The 22034-nt window shown below is 72.3% G+C and carries 11 protein-coding genes; 3 read left to right on the top strand and 8 right to left on the bottom strand.

Going from position 1 to position 22034, the window contains the following annotated elements:
• Window positions 1-16 precede the first annotated feature (16 nt).
• On the top strand, window positions 17-1060 hold the full coding sequence (trpS, locus tag J2S66_RS25295; RefSeq protein WP_310309795.1) for a tryptophan--tRNA ligase: 1044 nt from the start codon (window positions 17-19) through the stop codon (window positions 1058-1060).
• 51 nt (window positions 1061-1111) lie between these two features.
• Window positions 1112-2122 (top strand): inner membrane protein YhjD, encoded by a 1011-nt coding sequence (gene yhjD / locus J2S66_RS25290; RefSeq protein WP_310309794.1) that lies wholly within the window; start codon window positions 1112-1114, stop codon window positions 2120-2122.
• A gap of 49 nt (window positions 2123-2171) precedes the next feature.
• Here the strand turns inward: yhjD and J2S66_RS25285 are convergent, their stop codons facing one another.
• The gene (locus J2S66_RS25285) at window positions 2172-2516 is read right to left on the bottom strand and encodes a hypothetical protein (protein ID WP_306743499.1); all 345 of its coding nucleotides are present in this window, start codon (window positions 2514-2516) and stop codon (window positions 2172-2174) included.
• A 24-nt stretch (window positions 2517-2540) separates the two neighbouring features.
• Window positions 2541-2768: an SCO4848 family membrane protein gene (locus J2S66_RS25280; RefSeq protein ID WP_310309793.1), complete on the bottom strand. Its 228-nt coding sequence runs from the start codon at window positions 2766-2768 to the stop codon at window positions 2541-2543.
• A 60-nt stretch (window positions 2769-2828) separates the two neighbouring features.
• Between J2S66_RS25280 and J2S66_RS25275 the strand changes: the two genes are divergently transcribed.
• Complete coding sequence (locus J2S66_RS25275; protein ID WP_310309792.1) at window positions 2829-4133, top strand: D-alanyl-D-alanine carboxypeptidase family protein; 1305 nt, start codon at window positions 2829-2831, stop codon at window positions 4131-4133.
• Between the two features lie 63 nt (window positions 4134-4196).
• Here J2S66_RS25275 and J2S66_RS25270 read toward each other — a convergent pair whose 3' ends face one another.
• From J2S66_RS25270 to J2S66_RS25245, 6 genes are all read right to left on the bottom strand, one after another.
• Complete coding sequence (locus J2S66_RS25270) at window positions 4197-4979, bottom strand: succinate dehydrogenase iron-sulfur subunit (protein WP_310309791.1); 783 nt, start codon at window positions 4977-4979, stop codon at window positions 4197-4199.
• Window positions 4979-6730: a succinate dehydrogenase flavoprotein subunit gene (gene sdhA, locus J2S66_RS25265; protein WP_310309790.1), complete on the bottom strand. Its 1752-nt coding sequence runs from the start codon at window positions 6728-6730 to the stop codon at window positions 4979-4981. The genes J2S66_RS25270 and sdhA overlap by 1 nt, the downstream gene beginning before the upstream one ends.
• A 22-nt stretch (window positions 6731-6752) precedes the next feature.
• Window positions 6753-7163 carry a succinate dehydrogenase hydrophobic membrane anchor subunit gene (locus J2S66_RS25260; protein WP_310309789.1) on the bottom strand — a complete coding sequence of 137 codons (411 nt, stop codon included), beginning with the start codon at window positions 7161-7163 and terminating at the stop codon, window positions 6753-6755.
• 2 nt (window positions 7164-7165) lie between these two features.
• On the bottom strand, window positions 7166-7594 hold the full coding sequence (sdhC, locus tag J2S66_RS25255) for a succinate dehydrogenase, cytochrome b556 subunit (RefSeq protein WP_310309788.1): 429 nt from the start codon (window positions 7592-7594) through the stop codon (window positions 7166-7168).
• Window positions 7595-7898: 304 nt separating this feature from the next.
• Entirely contained in the window at window positions 7899-9173 is a 1275-nt protein-coding gene (locus J2S66_RS25250; protein ID WP_310309787.1) for a YrhB domain-containing protein, read from the bottom strand.
• Window positions 9174-9228: 55 nt separating this feature from the next.
• Entirely contained in the window at window positions 9229-21972 is a 12744-nt protein-coding gene (locus tag J2S66_RS25245) for a toxin glutamine deamidase domain-containing protein (RefSeq protein ID WP_310309786.1), read from the bottom strand.
• Window positions 21973-22034 lie beyond the last annotated feature (62 nt).

The raw sequence follows: 22034 nt of genomic DNA, 5'->3' as shown, positions 1-22034 counted from the left end.
TGGGAGGATCACCCCCGTGGCACCTGAGACCCCCGCCGGGGACACCGGCGAGAACACCGCGCCGACGAGCCGCCCCCGCGTGCTCTCCGGCATCCAGCCGACCGCGGGCTCGTTCCACCTCGGCAACTACCTCGGCGCGCTGCGCCAGTGGGTGGCCCTCCAGGAGACGCACGACGCGTTCTACTGCGTCGTCGACCTGCACGCCATCACCGTCGCGCAGGACCCCAAGGTGCTGCGGCAGAACACCAGGGTGTCGGCCGCGCAGCTGCTCGCGCTGGGCATCGACCCCGAGCGGTCCGCGCTGTTCGTGCAGTCCCACGTGCCCGAGCACGCCCAACTGGGATGGGTCATGCAGTGCCTGACCGGCTTCGGCGAGGCCGGCCGGATGACCCAGTTCAAGGACAAGTCCGCGCGGCAGGAGGCGGGCGTCGGCGTCGGCCTGTTCACCTACCCGATCCTCCAGGCCGCGGACATCCTGCTCTACCAGGCGCACCACGTGCCGGTCGGCGAGGACCAGCGCCAGCACCTGGAGCTGACCCGCGACCTCGCGCAGCGGTTCAACACCCGGTACGGCAAGACGTTCCGGCTGCCCGAGCCGTACATCGTCAAGGACACCGCGAAGATCTACGACCTCCAGGACCCGACGTCGAAGATGTCGAAGTCCGTGCCGGCGGGCGTGGTCGAGCTGCTGGACGACCCGAAGCGGTCGGCCAAGAAGATCCGGTCGGCGGTCACCGACACCGGGCGCGAGATCGTCTACGACCCCGAGCACAAGGCCGGCGTCAGCAACCTGCTGGTCATCCACTCCGCGCTGAGCGGGGAGTCGGTGGACTCGCTCGTCGCCCGGTTCGAGGGCAAGGGCTACGGCGACCTGAAGAAGGAGCTCGGCGAGGTGTTCACCGAGTTCGTCACGCCGGTGCAGGCACGGGTGGACGCCTACCTGGCGGACCTGCCCGAGCTGGACAAGGTGCTGGCGCGGGGCGCGGAGCGGGCGCGCGAGGTGGCGTCGAGGACGCTGGCGCGGACCTACGAGCGGATCGGGTTCCTGGCCCGGACCTGACCTCCCCCGTTCGAGTGGCGGGTGATCACCCGCTCGCCTAGCGTTCTCGCCGTGGCGGAAGAGGCGAAGGCCGAGTCGAGGATCCAGCGGCTCCGGCGCGAGAAGCCGTGGCTCGACCACCTGCTCCGGGCCTTCGACCGCTACCAGAACCAGTACGGGACGCACTACGCCGCGGCGGTGACGTACTTCAGCGTGCTGTCGCTCGTGCCCATGCTGATGATCGGGTTCGCGGTCGCCGGCTTCGTGCTGGCGTCCCAGCCCCAACTGCTGGACGAGATGAAGGTGAGCATCGCCGAGGCGGTGCCCGGCGCGCTCGGCGACACGATCAACAAGGTGGTCGAGCAGGCCATCGACAGCAAGGGCACGGTCGGCGTGCTCGGCCTGCTCACCGCCGTCTACTCCGGTTTCGGCTGGATGCAGAACCTCCGCGACGCGCTCACCGCCCAGTGGGGCCAGGCGAAGGCGGACCTGCCGTTCCTGAAGACGGCCCTGAAGGACCTGCTGGCCCTGCTCGGCCTGGGGCTGGCGCTGGTCGTGTCGTTCGGCCTCACCGCCCTGGGCAGCGGGTTCGCCGAGCTGGTGCTGCGGTGGATCGGCCTGGAGGGCGTCTGGTGGGCGCAGGCGATGCTGAAGGTCGGCACGATCATGCTGGCTCTGGTCGCGAACTGGCTGGTGTTCCTCTGGGTGCTGGCCAAGCTCCCGCGCAAGCCGGTCGGGTTGCGCAGCGCGCTCAAGGGCGCCGCCGCCGCCGCGATCGGGTTCGAGGTGCTCAAGCAGGCCGGGACGATCTACCTGAGCAGCGTCACGGCGTCGCCCGCCGGCGCGGCGTTCGGCCCGATCATCGGCGTGCTGTTCTTCGCGAACCTCGTCGCGCAGTTCCTGCTGTTCATCACGGCCTGGACGGCCACGGCCCGGGAGAACCTGCTCAGGGACCCGCCGCCCCCGCCACCGCCGGCGGTGATCCGGCCGGTGGTGGAGGTCCGCTCGGGCCCCGGCCCCCGCGCCGCCGCCGGGCTGGTCGGCGCGGGGGTGCTGCTGGGCGCCCTGTTCCGGCGCAGGTGACCGCGGTCGTCGCCCGGGTCCGCGAGGCGGCTCAGGTCCGGAAGACGGCTCAGGTCCAGAAGACGGCGATGCCCACGTTGAGCACCACGAGCCCGGCCAGCGCCGGGGTCAGCCACGACGCGGGCCTCTTGTTCACGTTGACCGCGACCAGGGCCGCGATGACCACCAGCACCAGCGTCTTGACCCCGATCTTGACGTGGTCGTAGTCCTGGTCCGTGAGCGGCGCCAGACCGACCAGCGCGACGCCGGTGAGCAGCTGGAGCGCGCTGCCGTGCAGCCAGCCCTTGTTCATCGGGGCGTCCGCCCCGGCGCGGCGCTGGACGAAGAACATCGCGACGAGCATGCCCATGCCGAGCAGGTGCAGGAACACCAGCAGTAGGCGCACGAACTCCACGGCGGAGCCTCCAGGTGTGGTGGGTTACCTGCTGCGTCCCGCCCGCACGCCGCGCACGCCCAGGACCCCGATGACGGTGCCGAAGGCGAGGGAGGCGACGACGAGCAGCAGGTGGACGGTGAAGAACGCGGTGGGCCCGGCGTCCCACGAGCGGGGGTCCTTCCAGATGTTGCGCAGGAAGTTCGGCCAGATCACCCAGGACCACACCCCGAAGGCGAGCAGGAACCAGGACATGCCGCGGGAGAGCTTCACCCGAGCAGTATCGGACGTGGCGGGTGAAGGTCACTCATCCGGGGTGGCTAGCCTGGACGGGTGCGTTCCTCCGCGTTCCGACGGCCCGTTGCCACAGTCCTGGCTGCCTGCGCGCTGACGGCCTCCGCGGTGTTCGCCGCGGTGCCGGTCGCGAGCGCCCAGCCCGCCTGCCCGAACGAGGTGTCGCCGCCACCCGCGGTGGACACGTCCGAGCAGGTGCCCCCCGGTCAGCAGGCGCCCCAGCCGCTGGAGGTGCCGGAGACCCCCGTCGGCGGCGAGCGCCTCGGCGAGTGCGGGCTGGTGCTGCCGCCGAACGCGCGGCCCCTGCCGGACTCCATCACGGCGGCGAGCTGGCTGCTGGCCGACATGGACAGCGGCGCCGTGCTGGCCGCCAACAACCCGCACGGCCGCCAGCGCCCCGCGTCGGTGATCAAGGTGCTGCTGGCGATGGTCGTCGCCAAGGAGCTGTCCCCGACCTCCACCGTGACGGTCAACGCCGAGGACGCCGCGCAGGAGTGCACCTGCACCAACCTGCGGGTCGGCGCCGAGTACACCGTCGAGCAGATGCTCCAGGCGCTGGTCATGGCCTCGGGCAACGACGTGGCGCACGCCCTGGCCCGGCGGCTCGGCGGCATCCCGTCCGCGATCCGGAAGATGAACGCGCTGGCCAAGGAGCTGGGCGCGATGGACACGCGGGCCGTGACGCCCTCCGGCCTGGACGCACCGGGCACCTCCACGTCGGCCTACGACGTGGCGCTGATCTTCCGCGCGGCCCTGACGTACCCGGACTTCGCCAAGGCCGTCACCACGCAGCGCATCGACTTCCCGTCCCCGGACGGCAACGGCACGATGCCGGTGGTCAACGACAACCGGCTGCTCACCTCCTACCAGGGCGCGCTGGGCGGCAAGTCCGGGTTCACCGACGACGCCCAGCACACGTACGTGGGCGCGGCCCAGCGCGGCGGCAAGCGGCTGGTGGTCGTGCTGCTGCGCGGCCGGCAGCAGCCGATCCGGATGACCGACCAGGCCGCGCGGCTGCTCGACTACGGGTTCGCCCTGGAGCCGGCCGCCGCGGGCAACCCGGTGGGGCGGCTCGTCGAGGGCGCGCCCCAGGCGAAGAAGAAGGAGACCGAGCCGAGGGCGACCAACCCGACCAGCGCCGCGCCGGGCCAGGCCGCCGACGCCGGCCAGGACCCCCGGAACTCGGCCATGCACAAGGCGTTCGGCAACGTCGGCGGCCCCCTCACGGCGGTGGCCGGGCTGGGCCTCGTGCTGGCGTTCGTCATGTACCTGCGGGCCCGGCGGGCCAGGGCGGCGCGCGCCCGGCGCGCGGCGGCGGCGACGGGGACCAGCCCGCCCGCCTGACCGGCGCGAGACGCCGAAAGGGGCGGGGACCACGTGGTCCCCGCCCCTTTTCGTGCCTGCCGGTCAGACGCGCTTGAACAGCAGCGCGCGCTTGACCTCCTGGATCGCCTTCGTCACCTGGATGCCGCGGGGGCACGCGTCGGTGCAGTTGAACGTCGTGCGGCAGCGCCACACGCCGTCCACGTCGTTCAGGATGTCCAACCGCTCCTCGGCGCCCTCGTCGCGGCTGTCGAAGATGAAGCGGTGGGCGTTCACGATGGCCGCCGGGCCGAAGTAGCTGCCCTCGGTCCAGTACACCGGGCACGAGGTGGTGCAGGCGGCGCACAGGATGCACTTCGTCGTGTCGTCGAAGCGCTCCCGGTCGGCGATGGACTGCACGCGCTCACGGGTGGGCTCGTTGCCGTAGGTGATGAGGTACGGCTTGACGGCCTTGAACGCCTCGAAGAACGGCTCCATGTCCACCAGGAGGTCCTTGTGGACGGGCAGACCCTTGATCGGCTCGACGGTGATCGTGGTCTGCTTGCCGCCGCCCGCGAGGAGGTCCTTGAGCAGCACCTTGCACGCGAGGCGGTTGACGCCGTTGATGCGCATCGCGTCCGAGCCGCAGATGCCGTGGGCGCACGAGCGGCGGAACGTGAGCGTGCCGTCCAGGTACCACTTCACGTAGTGCAGCAGGTTCAGCACGCGGTCCGAGGACAGCGCCGGGATCTCGAAGCTGTCCCAGCGGGGCTCGTCGTCGAACTCCGGGTTGAAGCGCCGGACCTTCAGGGTGACGGTGATCGCGCCGTCCGGCACCGGGGGCTGGTTGCCGCGCGAACCGGTCGTGACTTCAGCGGTTGCGGTCATCAGTACTTGCGCTCCATCGGCTGGTACCGGGTGAACGTCACGGGCTTGTAGTCGAGCCGGATGTCGGACGCCAGGCCCTCGCCCTGCTTGTAGTACATGCTGTGGCGCATGAAGTTCGTGTCGTCGCGGTTCGGGTAGTCCTCGCGGGCGTGGCCGCCGCGGGACTCCTTGCGCGCCAGGGCGCCGACGACCAGGACCTCGGCCAGCTCCAGCAGGAAGCCCAGCTCGACGGCCTCCAGCAGGTCCGTGTTGAACCGCTTGCCCTTGTCCTGCACGGTGATCCGCTGGTAGCGCTCCTTCAGCGCCTGCACGTCGTGCAGCGCCTGCTTGAGCGTGTCCTCCGTGCGGTAGACGGACGCGTTGGCGTCCATCGTGGCCTGGAGCTCGGTGCGGATGTCCGCGACGCGCTCCTCGCCGTGCTCGGACAGGACCAGGGCGACCTGCGCCTCGACGTTCGCCGCGGGGTTCTCCGGCAGCTCGACGTGCTCGGTGCCGTTCGCGTACTCGGCGGCGGCGATGCCCGCGCGCCGGCCGAACACGTTGATGTCGAGCAGCGAGTTGGTGCCCAGGCGGTTCGCGCCGTGCACGGACACGCACGCGCACTCGCCGGCGGCGTAGAGGCCGGGGACGACGTGGTCGTTGTCCCGCAGCACCTCGCCGTGGATGTTGGTCGGGATGCCGCCCATGGCGTAGTGCGCCGTCGGGTAGACGGGGACGGGCTCCTTCACCGGGTCGACCGCGAGGTAGGTGCGGGCGAACTCGGTGATGTCGGGGAGCTTCGTCTCCAGGACCTCGGCGCCCAGGTGGGTGCAGTCGAGGAGCACGTAGTCCTTGTTCGGGCCCGCGCCGCGCCCTTCGAGGACCTCCAGGGCCATCGAGCGGGCGACGATGTCGCGCGGCGCGAGGTCCTTGATGGTCGGTGCGTAGCGCTCCATGAACCGCTCGCCGGAGCCGTTGCGCAGGATCGCGCCCTCGCCGCGGGCGCCCTCGGTGAGCAGGATGCCCAGGCCCGCGAGGCCGGTCGGGTGGAACTGGTAGAACTCCATGTCCTCCAGCGGCAGGCCCTTGCGGAACACGATGCCCATGCCGTCGCCGGTCAGGGTGTGCGCGTTCGAGGTGGTCTTGAAGACCTTGCCGAAGCCGCCGGTCGCGAACACGACCGACTTGGCCTGGAAGACGTGGATCTCGCCGGTCGCCAGCTCGTAGGCCACCGCGCCGGTGCAGACCGGGCCGTTCTCCGTCTCGGTGAGGCAGATGTCGAGGACGTAGAACTCGTTGAAGAACTCGATGCCGTGCTTGACGCAGTTCTGGTACAGCGTCTGGAGGATCATGTGGCCGGTGCGGTCGGCCGCGTAGCAGGCCCGGCGCACGGCGGCTTCACCGTGGTTGCGGGTGTGGCCGCCGAACCGCCGCTGGTCGATCTTGCCCTCGGGCGTGCGGTTGAACGGCAGGCCCATCTTCTCCAGGTCGAGGACCGCGTCGATGGCCTCCTTCGCCATGATCTCGGCGGCGTCCTGGTCGACCAGGTAGTCGCCGCCCTTGATCGTGTCGAAGGTGTGCCACTCCCAGTTGTCCTCCTCCACGTTCGCCAGCGCGGCGCACATGCCGCCCTGCGCCGCGCCCGTGTGGGAGCGGGTGGGGTAGAGCTTGGTGAGCACCGCCGTGCGGGCGCGCTGGCCGGCTTCGATCGCCGCGCGCATCCCGGCGCCGCCGGCGCCGATGATCACGACGTCGTACTTGTGGAACTGCATGGCTGTCTGCTCCCGCGGCGGGTCAGTCGGTGATGTTCGGGTCGAAGGTGAAGATCACGTACGTCCCGGTGAACAGGATCAGCACCATGGAGACGACGAGCAGCATCTTCAACCAGAACCGGGTCGCGTCCTTGCGGGCGTAGTCGTTGATCACGGTGCGCAGGCCGTTGCCGCCGTGGATCTGCGCCAGCCAGAGCATCGCCAGGTCCCAGATCTGCCAGAAGGGGGACGCCCAGCGGCCCGCGACGAAGCCGAAGTTGATGCGGTGCACGCCGCCGTCGAGGATGTTCATGATGAACAGGTGGCCGAGCACGAGGACCACCAGGGCGACGCCCGAGATGCGCATGAACAGCCAGCTGTGCAGCTCGAAGTTGCTGCGGCGGGCGGCGGGGCGGCGCGGGGAGCGCGGCTTGTCCAGGATCAGTTCGCTCATGGTCAGTGACCCCCGCCGAACATGTCCGTGATCGTGCGGACCATCATGAAGTAGGTGCCGGGGATCATCACCAGCACCCAGAGGCCCAGGATGGCCCACAGCATCTGGCGCTGGTACCGGGCGCCCTTCTCCCAGAAGTCGATCAGCATCACGCGGATGCCGTTCAGCGCGTGGTAGAGCACCGCGCCGACCAGGCCCACCTCGAACAGGTTGACGATCGGGTTCTTGTAGGTCTCGATGACCTTGTCGTACGCGTCCGGCGACACCCGCACCAGCGCGGTGTCCAGGACGTGCGCGAACAGGAAGAAGAACGTGAGCACGCCGGTGATGCGGTGGGCGACCCAGGACCACATGCCCAGGTCGCCGCGGTAGAGCGTTCCGCCCCCTTTGGAGCTGCTGCCCGCCCGCTCGGGTGCGGTGGTGCCGGCCATGAGCTACGGCCTCCAGCGTCAGTGGTGGACTGGTCTCCGGTACTTGACTGAGTACTCGGACCTTGACCATCCGATGCTAGTCCCGTGGACATCGGCCGACCCAACGGCCCGACCCGTCTGTGAGCGACGAGACACCGCACGGGCGCTGTATCGATTCGCCTCGGGCCGCCAGGGCAAGCACGTGTGGTGCTGGTCACACACGAACGTGTGACCGGTACCGTCCACTGCGGACCTGCCCGGCCTGATCAGCGCCGTTGGCGGCGGCTCGTCCGCCCGTCCGACCGCGGCCTCGCGGGGCGCGCCGTCACCGGTAGTGGACGACGTGCAGGGTGGCCGTGCCCTCGTCCGGCGGCGTGAAGGGGACCGCGGTGCTGCCGTCGGCCAGTTGGAGGCCGCCTTCGGCCCTGCGCGCGTTGACCAGGTGGCCCACGGACTCGCGGCCGCGGCGGTCGTGGCGGCGGACCCAGATCACGGCGGCCGTGCCGACCGCGCGGGTGGTGAAGTCGGCCAGCACGTCATCCCACCGGGTGTGGGTGGTGATGTCCGTGACCTCGCCCAGGCGGGCGAGGGTGGGGGCGAACCAGGCGGCGGGGCCCGGGGCCGGGGGCGCCGGCAGGTCCGCGTCGCCCGCGTCCCACCGGGACAGCCACGCCCACGGGTCGGCGTTGGGCAGCGCGAAGGGGGTGCGGCCCGCGTCCTTCGGCACGACCAGGGCCGCGTCGAGCATCTGGTCCCGGGGGTCCCCCGAGGACCGGAAGGCGCGGGTCGTGCAGGCGAACAGCCAGCCCTTGGACAGCTCGTCCTCCGGGGACGGGTCCACCAGGACCACCTCGTCGCCGTAGACCTCCGCCAGGTGCCGCTCGGCCGCGCGGACGGCGCCGGCGAAGTCCCGTTCGGGCACGACCGGTCGGGCCCGGTGGAAGCGGGCCAGGACGAGGCTGCCGACGGTCGCCGTCTCCAGGTCGGCGAGGGTGCCCCGCAGGGCGTCCAGCACGGCCACCTCGCCGTTGTCGTTGTGCGCGTAGAGGAGGTGGCCGGTCGCCTCCACACCGGCCAGTTCCCGCCGCACCCAGATGACACCCCTGGTGTCCGGCCCGCCGGCCCGCACCGCCTCGACCACCTCGGACCACGTCGCGCAGGTCGCGACCTCCGCCCCCGGGAAGTGCGCGGTGTGCAGCCGCTCCCACCACCCCGGCCGTTCGTCGGTGGGGCGCCACGGCAGCGCGGAGGCCGGGGCGCGGTCGACGGCCGCGTCCAGGGCGATGACGCAGTTGCGCGCGTTGACGCGCCTGGTCCAGTCGGCTTCGGCCGGCGCGTGCCAGTCCGCCACGTCCGAGTCCGCCGCGTCCCCGTCCAGGCCCAGGTCGTCGAACGGGCGGTCGTTGGGCAGCGGGTACGGGGCCTCGCCGGTCGTCGGCACGGCGATCGTGGCGGCCAGCAGCGGGTCCCGGCTCTCGCGGAACCGGCAGCCGAACACCGCGACCCGTGACGTCTCCAGCAGCGGGTGCCTGCTGGACTTCACCGTGCCGCCATAGGCCCGGTCGAGCCACTGGTCGGCAGTGTCCCGTGCTTGCGTCACGCGCACCTCATCGGTTCCGGATGTCTGCTGCTCTGGTCGGGGGTGTCGGTCGACGCTACGGGACCGGGCCGGCCGTCGGCGCCGCGGCGGTGGGCGGCGGGGCCGGCTGCGGCAGGTCCGGCAGCGGGATGAACTGGATCGTGACCACGTCGCGCTCCAGGTCGGCCGGGCGGTTGTTCTGCGAGTCGAAGAACGTGATGTCGCCGCGGTCGTTCCAGGCGTTGAAGACGTGCCCGGTGCCGTCGGGGCGGGTGATGCCGATGCTGACGTGCCTGCCGGGCTGCGCGGCCAGGTGGTCGACCACCTCGTGGTAGTTCGCGACGGTCCGGAACGTCGAGGCGAAGGTGGCCTCCAGGTACGTACCCGGCGCCGGTGCGGGCAGCGGCGGCGCCGCGACCGGGCGGCCGTGCAGCGTCTCGTGGGTGGCGATCACGCAGTTCGTGCAGTTGACGTTGTGGCCGGGGACGTTGTTCTCGAAGTTCACCCGGTTCACGTTCGACAGGCCGGGGTAGGCCGTGTTCGCCCACGTGGCCGCGGCGTTGTCGTCGGCGAACGCCGCGGCGTGCTTCGTGCCCGGCGGCAGCCACCTGGCCAGCTCGGCCGCGTGCTCGGCGTTGTGCCGGGCGTTGAGCCGGTCCTCCTCGGCCTTGCGCTCGGCTGCCTGGCGGGTGTCGAGCGCCGCCTCGGCCTGCCGCTGCTCCAGCAGCTGCCTTGCCTTGAGGTCCTGCTCCGCCTTGAGGCGCTCGGCGTCCTGGGCGGTCTTGAGCTGCTGGGCGGCCTGCTGCCGTTCGACGAGCTGCCGCTGGTCGAGCTGCTGCTCGGCGGTCTTGCGGTCCTGGTCCTGCCGGGCGACCAGCTCCTGCTCGACCCGCTGCCGCTCGGCGGCCTGCTCGGCGTTGAGCTGCTGCTCGACGGTGCGCAGGAAGGCCGCCTGGTTGTTCAGGACCTGCTGCCGGACCTGGTCCGGGTCGAACGACCCGGGCGCGACGGCGAGCTGCTGCTGGATCTGCGCCTCCACCTGCTCCCGCTCCAGCTTCTGGTTCGCCAGGACCTGGGTGGCGAACTGCTGCCGGTGCGCCTGCTGGTTGGCCGCCAGCTCGGCGGAGACGCGGTCGTACTCGGCCTGGAGCCGGGCGGCGAGCGCGTTGCTCTCGGCGACGCGGTCCTGCTGCTGCCTGGTGAGCAGGTCGGCCTCGGCCTTGAGGCGCTCGGCGTCGAGCCTCGCGGCCACGGCGGCGCTCTCGGCGTTGTAGTCGGCCTGCTGCTTCGCCTGGAGCGCCAGCGCCTCGGCCTGCTTCTCGGCCGCCTGGCGGGCCGCGACGGCGTTGCTCTCCGCGGTCCGCTCGGACTGGTGTCGCGAGGTCAGGGCAGCGGCGGCGGCGTCCCGCTGGGCGGCGGTGCTCGACGGGCCCGGAGTCGGCGTGCCGGGGGTGGGCGTGCCGCCCGCGGCGGGTGCGCCGAAGGTGCTCGCGGTGGGCGTGCCGAACGTGCTCGTGGCGGTGGCCGCCGGCGCGCCGAAGGTCTGCGCGCCGAAGGTCTGCGCGCCGGGCGTGGGCGCGGAGGCCGGGCCGGACCGGGGGGTGGTGGTCCCGGCGGCGGGCGGTGGAGTGCCCGTGGACGGGGTGCCGGTGGACGGGGTGGTGAACGTCGCCAGTCGCCGGTCGGCCTCGGTCTTGGCGTTCCACCAGTTCGCCTGCTGGACGTCGGCCGCGTCCCGCTGCTGCGCCAGGTCGGTCCGGACGGTGGTGATCCGCGTCTCCAGGTCGGCGCGTTCCCGCACGGCCCGCTGGTGGTCGAGTTCGGCCGCCTGCCTGGCGGGCGGGGTGATCGTGACCAGCGGGACGGCCGGGGTCGGCGCGGGCCGGGACCTCCAGCGCGGCGCGTTCGGGGCCCGCACGTCCTGGTCCGCGGACGTGTCGGCGTCCGTCGTGCCCGCGTCCGTCGTGCCGGGGGCCGGGACCACGGCGCTCGGGTCCGTCCACACGGCCGCCGGGTCGTTGGACGACTCCAGCGCGCGCATCCGGTTCTCGACCAGCCACAGGTTGCGCGGCTTGAGGCTCGCGTCGGCCTCGTCGATGCCGTCGGTCATGGGCGCGTTGTCGCCCATGACCCGGCCCTTGCCGTCCTGGTGCTGGAAGATCGGCCTCGCCTTGCCGGTCTCGAAGTACTCGTCGTGCAGGCCGAGGAAGTGGCCGACCTCGTGCGCGAGGCGGCGCGGGTCGGTGTCCACGGGCCAGCTCAGCTGGTTGGCGCGGCCGTCGGGCGCGGCGACCTTCACGGTGGCGTGGGCGTCGGCGGGGTCGGTGGTGAACTCGACGGTGACGTGGAACTGCTCGCCGCTCGGCAGCCGGTGGCCCTGGTTGAACAGGCGATCCACGCCCGCGCGGGTGCGGTCGCGCACGTCGGCGAGCTGCGCGGGGTCGGCGTGGCCTGCCGGGTCGAGGTGCACCCTGACGGTGAAGTCGCGGACCGGGGTGCCGTTGACGTCCAGCACGCGGGTGTCGTAGGCGATCGGGCCGCGCCACGCCTTCATCTTCACGCCGTCGCGACCGACGGTGGTGGTGTTCATGACACCGCCGTCCTCGCCGCGGACGCGGCCGGTGATCGGCGCGCCGGCGCGGGCGGTCCCGATGTCGGCGTCGGACGCGGGCGCGGGGTTGGCGAACCAGTCGGCGGTGGGTGCGGTGCTGTGCCGCCAGGACGGGTCGTCCAGCACCGGGTGCGGGGCGGCCGGTCCGGACGACGTGATGACGGTGTCGGTGACCTTGGCGCCCACCGGGGCAGCGGGCGGGGTCCAACCGTCGGTGCGCTTGAGCTCCCAGTCGACGTGCACGTCGGTGGTCGGCGTCGTGGTGTCGCGGACGGTCGCGTCGACGCCGTGCGCGGCCAGGGCGTCGGCCACGAGCCGCGCGTCCGGGCCGGTGACCGCGACGGTGGGCCGCTGGTAGCCCTTGCGGTCGCGGATGCCGTTCTGCTCGACCAGGTCCTTCGCCAGGGTGTCGAGCACCGCGCGGTCGGCCGGCGGCAGGTCGGTGGCGCCGGGCGGCAGGTCGAACGACCGCTCGGGCCCCGGGCCGCGCACCGCGCGCGCGGCCGGGGGCGCGCCGGCCGCATCGGTCTGGGCCACCTGGGGCACGCCCGGCTGCGTCACCGGCACGTCGCGGTTCAGCGGCGGTGCGGCGGGCGGCGTGACGACCGGCGTCCCGGGAGGCGGCGGCGGGGTGCCGTCGTTCGACGGCGCGGGGGCCGGCGCGGGAGCCGGGACCGGTGCGGGAGCCGGGGTCGCGTTGTAGGTGTCGACGCGCTGGTCGACGACGCGCTTGGCGTCCCACCACGCCTGCTGCCGTGCGTCCGCCTCCTGCCGGCGGTCGTTCAGCACGACCTCGGCCGCGGCGATCCTGGCCTCCTGCGCGTCCCGGGCGGCGAGCAGCACGTCGTAGCGGGCCTGCTTCGCGTCGCGGTCCGCCGTCGTGTCGCGGACGGTCCGCTGCTGGTCGCGCAGGTCGGTCTTGGCCTGGTCGAGGGTGTCGCGCGCGGTCTTCAGGTCGTCGCGGGCGGTCTTCAGGTCGCCCTCGGCCCGTTCCAGGTCCGCGTTGGCCCGCTCGGCCGCGTCCTTCGCGTCGCGCTGGGCGTCGAGGTCCGTCGAGTGCTGCGCCTTCGCGTCGTCCAGCTCGGCGCCGAGGCGGTCCACGCCGGCCCGCACGCCGTCGCGGGTGCTCTTCGCGGTGTCCACCGCGTCGGCCAGGCCCCGCTCGACGGCCGGGTCCACCGGCGGCGCGCCCTCGACGGGCGGCGGCGCGGCCCGGTGGTCGGCGAGCGCCTTCTCGGCCGCGTCGAGGTCCTGCTTCGCCGTGTCGAGCTTCTCCCGCGCCTCGCCGAGCCGGAACTCCAGGTCGGCGACGGTGTCGGCGGACGATTCCACGTCCGCGGTCGCGTCGCGCAGCGCCTCGTCGGCGTTCTGGGCGACGACGTCCAGCTCGCCGACCTCGGTGTTGAGGTCCTTGACCCGCTGCTGGAGGTCGGCCACGGAGTCGTGCGCGTCGTCCACGGCCTTCGCCAGGCCGTCGACCTTGCCCGACTCGGTGCCGGCGGTGCCGATCACGCCGTTCAGGTCGTTGGACAGCGCGTGCATCTCGGCGTCGGTCTTCGCCAGTTCGGCGGCGGCGGCGTTGATCGCGTCCTGCGCCGCGTGCCGGGCCTTGTCGACCGCGACCTCCGCGTCGCGCCAGCTCTTCGCCGCGGCCTTGACGTCGTCCTGCGCCTTGGCCAGTTCCGGGTCGAAGTCCTTGCCCAGCACGGTCTGCGCCTCGGGCGCGGGCATCCGCACCGCGGCCGAACCCGGCACGGCCAGGTCGACGACACCCGTCCTGCCGCCGATCGTGGCGACGACCCGGTACTCGACGTCGAACTCGACCAGGCCGGTGCGGCCCTGCGCCTTGAGGTTGTTGACCTTGTTGTCGGTCGCGCCGCCGGACACCGCCTGCGAGTCCTCGGCCGCGTGCCTGACCTCGACGCCGCCGGTGGTGAAGTTGACCGTGTCCTTGGGGTCCGTCCCCTGCTTCACGGCCGCGCTGCCGGTCGCGAAGCCCACCGACACGTCGGCGCTCTCGGTGACCTTGGCCTCGCCGCTGGTGGTGCTGACCACCGAGACCGGGTTCTCCAGGTTCACGCCGTCGCTGAGCGCGCCGAGCCGGGGGTTGACCAGCTTCGCGTACACCTTGACGTCGGCGTCCTGGCCGAACGTGAGCGCGGCCTCGTGCAGGCCGGGCACGTCCAGCGGCCCGTCCAGCATGCCGGGCAGGCCCGGCTGGAGGTTCTCCGAGCTGAGCGTGGCCAGCAGGGTGTTCAGCGGTCCGCTGCCCTTGCCGGTGATGCCCGGCTTCGCACCCGCGTCGGTCAGCGCCTTCACCGCCGCGTCCCGCAGGTCCTTCGCGCCGCGCAGGTTCTCCACCGACGCGTTCGGCGGCAACGACGACGGCGACCCCGCCTGCTGCCACGCCCGCGCCGCGGTGGGCGTGCCGAACTCGGCGCCGCGCTTGATCGCCGCCGCCATGTACGGCGGCGTCGGCCCGGCGGCCGGGTCCGCGACGCGCTGGTTGTCGGCGTGCAGCCGGATGCCCATCTCCTGCGCGCCGGTGGTCGCCCTGGCGATCTCCTTGTCGCCGCGCTCCACCACCAGCTCGAACTCGACCGGCACGGTGTACTTCGCGGCCGGGCCGCTGCCCGCGCGCAGGTGGCCGAACTGGTGCGTCGTGGCGTCGGTGACCGTGCTCGACTTGGCGTGCCCGTAGTTGGCCGACGCGATGACGCCCGCGGTGCCGGACACGTTCGGGTTCGCGCTGCCCGGCGAGGCCAGGCCCGGCGCCTTGACGCCCACGCCCCAGCCGGAGCCCCGGCCCTGCCCGGTGGTGACCTTCTCGGCCCCGGCGATCGTGTGCTCCACGTCGACGCCGTCGTTGACCACCCGGTCGAACTTCGGCTCGCCCGCCTTCGCGCGCAGCGTGACCTGGAACGAGTCCTTGCCGAACGTCCCCGGCTGGTGCACCAGCAGCGGCACGCCGCCGTCCAGCGCGCTGTCGATCATCGCCTTCACCGAGGCCGGCGAGGAGAAGTCGACCAGGCGCTGGAGGTTGTTCATCGAGTCCTTGAGGACCGAGTCGGGCACCAGCGGGTCGCCGAACCGCTTCGACGTCTTCGCGTTCACCTGCGTCACGAGGTCGTCCACCGCGGCGGACAGGTCCGGCACCTTGTCGACGGCGGACAGTCCGAGCGAGCCCGGCTCGTCCTTGGCGAGCGTCTTCGGCGGCGCCATCCCGCCGAAGTCCGGCGAGCCGACCGTCGGCGCGACGTTGGGCAGCACGCCCAGCTCGCGCGCCACGTCCTCGCTGACCCGCACGAACACCGATTTGGGCAGCTTCACCGAGGCGCCCTCGGCGCGCGGCGTGCCGCCGTGGACGACGTTGCCCGCGCGGCTCTCCCCGACGATCGTCACGTCCGCGTCGAGCTGGATCAGCACGGTCCGCGCGGCGGGCGGCGTCACCACGTTGCGGTCGACGCTGCCGGCCACCTCGCGCGCCTGGGACTTCGAGTCGGCCCACGGCGTGTACTTGCCGACCGCGGCCACACCGCCGGCACCGCTCGTGGGCGTCGGCTCGCCGGCGGGCGGTGGGGTGGCGTTCGGCCTGATCGGCACGTTGACGCCGCCGGTGATGTCCACCGACCGGCTGGTGGACGACGCGTCGCCCGCCTTGTAGCCGCCGGTGACGGCGTTCTCCGTGCCGGTGTCGTCGGCGATCGACACGAGCTTCGGGTTGCCCAGGGTCATCGACATGCCGACCGAGCCGGTGCGGTCGGTGACCCGCCGGTCGTACTTGAGGCCCTGCTCCTGCATGCCCGTCTCGACGAGCTTGCGCAGGTTCGCCTTGATGTTCTCCGGGCTGAACATGCGGTCGATCTGGTTGCGAGACTCGGTGCCCGGCACGGTGAGCGCCGAGTCGCCGTTCGCCGCGCGGTTGAGCGCGTCGATCGCCTGGTCCCGCAGCGCGGTGGTGTTCGCGACCGCCTCGACGTGCAGGAACTCCGGCGACGCCGGCTTGGTGCGGTTGGTCAGCAGGTCCTTCACCGTCGGCGCGTCGGTCAGCGTCGTGACCTGCGGGTCGCCGGGCTTGAAGCCCTTCGGGTCGACCTTCAGGGCCGAGCTGTCCGACACCCAGACGTTCACCTTGCCGCTGATCGCGGGCAGGATCTCGGGGTTGTTCGGCGCTGCCGGGTCGAGCGACGCGCCCACGGTGCGGGCCACGACGCGCGGCTGCGGCGCCTGCCGACCGGGCAGGCCGGGGGTCACCCGCTGCACCCAGGAGCGCGGCCGGGTGAACGTGGTGATCTCGACCTCGAACTCCACGTCGCCCTGGAACACCTGGGCGTCCGGGCTGCCGACGTTGAGCGACGTCGAGTTGACCGTCGGGCCGCCGGTGTTCTTCGACGTCCACGAGTGGTTGTACTTGGCGCCGAACTGCGGGGTCGGCGTGAGCGTCGCGTTGGCGGTCTTGACCGGGATCACGACCTTGCCCTCGACGCCGCCGCTCCAGCCCTTCGTGGTGGCGGTGGCGCTGTCGAGCTTCGGGCCGCTGGACGACGCGCCGCGGATGTTGCGGGCGTCGGCCTGGCCGAGGTGCGTGGTGCCGGAGAGCTTCGCCTTGACCGTGACGTTGACGTAGGTGCTGGTCGTGGCGTCGGAGTTCTTCAGCTGGATGTTGACGCCCGGCCCGAGCAGGCTGTCCATGTTGGACTTCAGCGCGGTCGGCGACAGCAGGTTCAGCTTGCGCTGGTTGGCCAGCTGCTGCGCGACGTCCGCGAAGCCCTGCCCCTTGCCGCTGCGCGGGTTCGCGTTCGGGTCGTTCCAGTTCGGCAGGAAGTCCTTGAACCCGGCCACGTTCTTCAGGGCGGCCTCCACCTGCGACTGCACGCGGTTCGCCGGCTCGAAGTCGCCGACGCGCGCGTTGCCCGCGGCGAACGCGGAGTCCAGGTACGGCGGCGCGAAGCGGGGCGTGTCGGTCGGCTTGGTGGTGCCCTTCCGCGTGCCGTCGGGCACCGGCAGGTCCAGCGCCGCCGCCTCCGGCAGGCCCAGCCGCATGTACGTGGTGACGGGCACGGTGACGTTCGCGCCGCTCGGCGTGCGCACCTCGACGTCCGCGGTCACCTTGTAGAGGCCGGTCTGGCCCTTGAGCTGGATGCCGGTCTTGTTCACGGTGTTCGTGCCCGCGTTCGAGCTGTCCGCGGTGCGCGCCGAGTACGTCGCCGTCACGCCGACCTGTCCGCCGAGCACGCCCGCCTGGCCGATGTTGCCGCCGAACCCGGCGGTGGCGTCGAACCCGGTCTTCGTCGTCGCGGTGACGCCCGTGCTCGACGAGGTCGAGTCGTGCAGGCGCAGCTGGGACGCGTCGTGCACGCCGACCAGTTCGGCGCCCTTGAGGGTCGCGCGCGCCTGGACCGCCGAGCCCTTGCTCGCGTGCGGGCTGACCAGGTCCGGCGAGGTCACCCAGCCGGTGAGCATCGCGCCCATGTTGTCGCGCATGGTGGTCGGGCTCAGGAACGTCTGGAGCGCCGCGCGGCCCGGCGAGCCGATCTTGGTGATCGACGGGTGCAGCTTCGCCGCGACGTCCGAGAACGCCTTCGTCGAGTTCACGTCCGTGACGGCCTCGGGCACGGCGTGCTCGACGCGCGCGCCCCAGTCCGCGCGCGGCGCGTTCGGGTTCGCCGCGAGCGTCGGCTTCGAGTCCACGATGGTCGACAGGTCGTCCGGGATCTGGAGCGTCACGTCGACCGGGCCGGCCGGGTCCGAGTCGACCGTGATCGGCGGCTGGGCGTTGCCCTGCGCGTCGGTCAGCGTGATCCGGTAGCTGACCGGCACCGTCGCCGTGGTCGAACCCTCACCGGAGCGGATGATCCGCTGGTCGGTGGTGGCGGTCGAGCTGGTGATGCCGGTCGCCGGGGTCGCCAGCTGGGCCTTGCCGCCGATCGAGCCGTAGGGCCCCATCGCGACACCCGCCGTGGCGGCCGCGCCGACGTCGTTCGCCGTGGTCAGGTTGGTCGTGGTGGACGTCGCCGTGCCGCTCTGCGCGGTCATGTCGACCTTGGTGGTCGTGCCGGGCGTCGTCACCGCCGCGGCCGGGTCGGCCGGCGGCATCATCGTGGCCTGGACGTTGGCCTCGAACCAGTTCCGGCCGATCTTGACCTGGAAGTTCCGGCCGTTGCCGAGGAACGACTCGAAGTCCGAGGTCAGGGCGCTCTCGATGGCGGCCTTGTCGTCGGCCCGCAGGCCGTTGACGGCGCCGGCGACCTTCGGCGCGCCCTGCACGTCGACCGGGGCGATCGTGCCCAGCGCCTGGTTGCCCTGGAAGAAGTCCGGGAGGTTCTTCGTGGTGAGGACCGGTCCCGGGTTGGGCGGGGTGAGCGTGGCCATCGGGATGACCGGGTTCGGCGTGGGCCGGAACCGCAGGCGCGGCGCGTTGGGCGGTTGCACGTCCGCGTCGGTGTCGGTGTCGGTGTCGGTGCGGGTGTCGGTGCCGAGGTCCCGGGAGCGCGTGTCGGGCACGCCCGGGGGCGCGGTGTCCGGGCTCGTGGTGCCGGGGGCCGTGCTGGTGGGGGCGGTGCTGGTGGGGGCGGTGGTGTCCGGCGTCGTGGTGTTCGAGGGCGACGGGACGTCGGGCGTCGGCGCGGGCCGCGTGCCGGGGACGTCGGGGGTCGGTGCGGGCCGGGTGCCCGGCGCGCCCTGGGTCGGCGCGGGGCGCGTGCCCACGACGTCCGGCCCGGAGGCCGGGGTGACGTGCGGGGTGTAGGTGCTCCGGCCGGTCGGGCCCTGGACCGCGTCCACCTCGATCGGGGCGACCTGGGGCAGGTCCGTGCCGAACGGCGTGTAGGTCGTCGGCGGACCGGACGGGTGGTGCACCACGATCGGCGTCCGGAGCTGCGTCGCGAGCGCCTGGGCGGCGATGTGGTCGGCGTTCGCCGCGCTCTCGGCGTCGGCCCTCACCTGCGAGGGGTCCGGCACGTCGGGCAGCGGACCCGTCTCCACCGGTCCGCTGTCCGGGTGAACGTCAGGACCCGCCATCACGTCGCGGGACTTCGCGCCGGGGACTTCGCGCAGGACAGACGGGTCGAACTCCGGGGTCGGCCCCGGCTGCACAACCGAGTTGACGAGGTCGCCGTTGGTGGTCGGGTTGTCCGTGATGAAGTTCGCGAGCTGCTTGCGGATCTCGACCTGGGCCTCGGACGTCTCCTTGCCGGGGCCCGTGACCGGGGTGGCCTGGAGGGACGACACGTAGCCGGTCACGTCGTCGCGCAGCTGCGCCGGGTCGACGTCCCGCACCTTGCCCACCGCGTCGTACAGGCCGTTCGGGGCGGGTGGGAGCGTCGAGGGCAGGTTCGCGATGTTGTTCATCGCCGCGAACCTGCGCTGCATCGACGCTTCCGGGCCGGACATCGCGGTGTTGACGCCCGCGACGGCCTTGACGATCCGGCTGCGCTGGTCGAGACCCGCGATCACGTCCGGATGGCCCGGCACCGGCTTCGACATGGCCTGGTCGATCTTGTGCGTGCTGGTGACACCCAGGTCCTTGACGACCTTGGCGGTCTCCTTGAACTGGGGTGCGGTCGACGGCCGGGGCGGGGGTCCGTCCGGGTTCCCCTTGGGAGGCGCCGTCAGCGCGGGGTTCGGGTTCAGCTTGGGGACCGGGTCGGCCGCGAGGTTCGTCGGGTCGCGGTCGATGGCGGCGAGCTGCGGGAACTTGTCCCGGAAGCCACCGAGACTCGTGCCGCCCTTGTCCTTCTTCGAGTGGAAGAAGCGGTCCGCGACACCGCCCAGCGCGGCGTGCGTCTGGGGGAGCGAGCCGGACTGGACGTAGGTGACCGCGATGCGCGTCAGGTCGGTCTCGACCGCGCCGCCCTTGAAGTCCGAGATGAACGCCTGGGTCCGGATCGGGTGGCTGTAGGTCTGGGCGTCGACCGCCAGCTGCGAGAGCTGGACGTCCTTCTGGTCCGCCACGTCGGCGGCGACGTCGGCGTCCATGTCGACGTCGCCGTCCGCCCCGGTGCCGGCGTTCGCCTCGATGTCGGCGATCTTCTGGTCGTAGACGGCGCCGAGCTCGTTGGCGAAGAAGTTGTTCAGCGACCTGCCGAGCATCGAGAACTCCGCGCCGCCGTCGCCGAACCGCACGGTCGGGTCGACCATCGGCGCGACCCCGTCGAAGAACAGGTTCGGCTCGGGCGTGTACGGCAGCATCGGGCTGGTCTTGGCCTGCTCGACGCGGGCGTCCATGTCCTGCGTGATCTTCCGGGCGAAGTCGCTCTTGAACGCCTCCGGGTCCGGGATGGTCCCGCCGGTCTGCTGGAGCTTGGCCTCCACGTCCTGGACCAGGGTGTCGAGGTCGGGCGTCCGGTAGCCGCCGCTGAACATCAGCGGGCGGGCCGGCGGGAGGCCGTCGGGGCCCTTCATGCTGTCGATGACGTGGTTGAAGACGTGCTGACCGGACGGCACGTTGCGCGAGCCCAGGTCGAAGTCCTGCACCGCGATGTACGGGTGGCTCCCGTTGTTCGCCATCGCCGAGATCGCGAACTTGTTCGGCGCGCTGTCCAGCGTCTCGTTGCGCATCGTGCCGTACGGCAGGTTGCCGCTGGACGGCATCTTCCAGGTGAAGCCGGTCAGCGCCACCGGCACGTCGATGTCCGCGAGCACCGGTTCCAGCTCGGCCAGCTTCGCCTCGACCGCAGCCTGCGCGTTCGGGTCCAGGTCGCCCCGGGTGTTCACGCCGATCACGAACGCGACCTTGCCGTCGAGGCCCTTGGCGTCCGCCGTGATCTGGCCGATCACGTTCCGCAGCGAGTCCGCGTCGATGTCCTTGATCGGCACGATGGCGTTGACGACGAAGCCGACCGGCTTGTCGTTCTTGACGTTCGCGTCGAGGTCCGCCAGGTAGCCGCCCGGCGTCGGCAGGTGGACCGGCCTGCCGTTCGCGAGGTCCTTGAAGGCGTCGTTGAACTTGGTCGTCGCGTTGCTCTGCAGGTCGACCACCGGGCCGTTCACGTCCCCGGCGGCGTCGGTGCCGGTGGTGGCGTCGGCGTCCGGCATCTCGACGTCGGCCGCCGGGTCGAGCGGGGCGTTGACGTCGTTGTCCCACGTCACACCGGTGATCGGGTCCGTGTCGGTGCGCGGGCGCTTCGACACGTCCCGGGCGTCGGTGTCGGTGTCGACGTCCATGTCGGTGTCGACGCCGTCCTCGCCGTCGCGCTTGCGCTTGCCGCCGCTCGGGGCGGGCCGGCTGCCGGGCGTCTCCGGCGGGGTGGCGTTCGGGTTCGGCGCGTTCGGGCCCGGGTTGGCGGGGTCCGGCGCCGGGGCCGGTGCCGTGGTCACCGGGGGCGCGTACGTCGTCGGGGGCCTCGACGTGGGACCCGGGTCGTCGAGCAGCGTGTCCGGGACCGCGACCTGGCTGTTGGCCGCGCGCTCGACCAGCCACAGGTGGCGGGGGCGCAGGCCGGGGTCGTTGCCGAGGACGTCGCGGCCCATCATGCCGCCGTCGTTCAGGTGCACGCCGGAGTTGGTGGCGTGCTGCTGGAAGACGCGGGTGGAGTCCGAGTACTCGTCCGGGACGCCCAGGTAGTGCAGGGTCTCGTGGGCGAGGAGGTTGGGGCTGGAGTTCGGGTTCCAGTGGGTCTGGTCGGTGCCGGTCTTGCCGACCTCGATGGTGGTGTGGGCGTCCTTCGGGTCGTTCGTGAACTCCAGGTTGAGGTGGAACTGGTCGCCGCTCGGCAGGCGGAAGCCCTGGTTGAGCAGGTCGTCCACACCGGTCTTCGCCTTGGCCTTGAGGTCCGCGATGGTCTGCGCGTCGACGTCCGGGTCCTTGCCGGGCTTGAGGTGGACCTTGACCGTGTAGTCCTGCACGAACTTGCCGGGCGCGACCTCGATGCGGCGCAGGTCGTAGTTGACCAACCCCTGGTAGGACTTGATCTTGCTGGGCGTGCTGTCGGTGGTGACGTCGGCGACGACCGTGTTCACGGTCTTGAAGTGCGCGTCGGCCCGGCGAGGCGCCCACACGTCCGGCGACACGGGGTCGCTGGGCGCGAACCAGTCGGCGGTCCTGGCCGGGTCGTGCCGCCAGGACTCGTCGGCGATGACGTCCTTGCCGCGGGGCCCGGTGGGGGCGTCCAACTTGGGCGGCGCTCCGCCGCCGCGGACCTTCTTGTTCTTCGCCGGTGCCGGCGATGCGACCGGTGGCACGACCACGGCGACCGCGGGGGTCTGCACCTGGTTGTCCGGCGCGGGCCGGGTCTTGACGTCCGGTGCGGCGCCGGCAGCCGGTGCCGCGT

This window comes from Saccharothrix longispora, assembly GCF_031455225.1.
GTDB lineage: Bacteria > Actinomycetota > Actinomycetes > Mycobacteriales > Pseudonocardiaceae > Actinosynnema > Actinosynnema longispora.
This window is presented reverse-complemented; position numbering and strand designations above follow the sequence as displayed.

Excerpts from the sequence above, each read along its gene's own strand:
- J2S66_RS25270 (WP_310309791.1), bottom strand. The coding sequence starts at position 4,979 with ATGACCGCAACCGCTGAAGTCACGACCGGTTCGCGCGGCAACCAGCCC.
- sdhA (WP_310309790.1), bottom strand. The coding sequence starts at position 6,730 with ATGCAGTTCCACAAGTACGACGTCGTGATCATCGGCGCCGGCGGCGCC.
- J2S66_RS25260 (WP_310309789.1), bottom strand. The coding sequence starts at position 7,163 with ATGAGCGAACTGATCCTGGACAAGCCGCGCTCCCCGCGCCGCCCCGCC.
- sdhC (WP_310309788.1), bottom strand. The coding sequence starts at position 7,594 with ATGGCCGGCACCACCGCACCCGAGCGGGCGGGCAGCAGCTCCAAAGGG.